At 63.5% G+C, this 455-nt stretch carries 1 protein-coding gene; it reads left to right on the forward strand.

The features are described 5' to 3' along the window. Positions 1-453, forward strand: a 453-nt coding sequence (locus tag FFK22_RS42255) for a DUF1214 domain-containing protein (protein ID WP_143957048.1), incomplete at its 5' end; no start/stop codon positions are given. Between the last annotated feature and the right edge of the window lie 2 nt (positions 454-455).

The following is a 455-nucleotide window of genomic DNA, read 5'->3' on the forward strand; positions in this document are numbered from 1 at the left end:
GACCTCGATGCCCGGATCTGGATGTTCACCAACTATTACTCGATCAGCCCCGGGATGGTGTCCAAAAGTCCGGGCGCAGCCGCCATGTATGTGATCGCTTTCACCGACAGCGAGGGCAGGCCCCTGGTGGGCGGCAGCAGCTATCGCCTGAATCTGCCGGCCAACATCCCGGCCCGCCTGTTCTGGTCAGTGACGCTCTATGAGGCGGAGAACGCTTCGGGTCTCGCCAATGGCCAGCCGTTCCCTTCGCTTGGTTCAAAGGACAAGCCGGCGCAGAACGCCGACGGCAGCACGGATATCTTCCTCGGACCCCAGGCACCCGAAGGCAAACAAGGCAACTGGCGCGCCACCGTGCCGGGCAGAGGATACTTCGCCATCCTCCGGCTCTACGGCCCGACCGAACCCGCCCTCGACAAGAGCTGGGTCCCAGGGGACATCGAGAGGGTGAAGTAACG

This window comes from Mycobacterium sp. KBS0706 (assembly GCF_005938675.2).
In the GTDB taxonomy this organism is placed as follows: domain Bacteria; phylum Pseudomonadota; class Alphaproteobacteria; order DSM-16000; family Inquilinaceae; genus Inquilinus.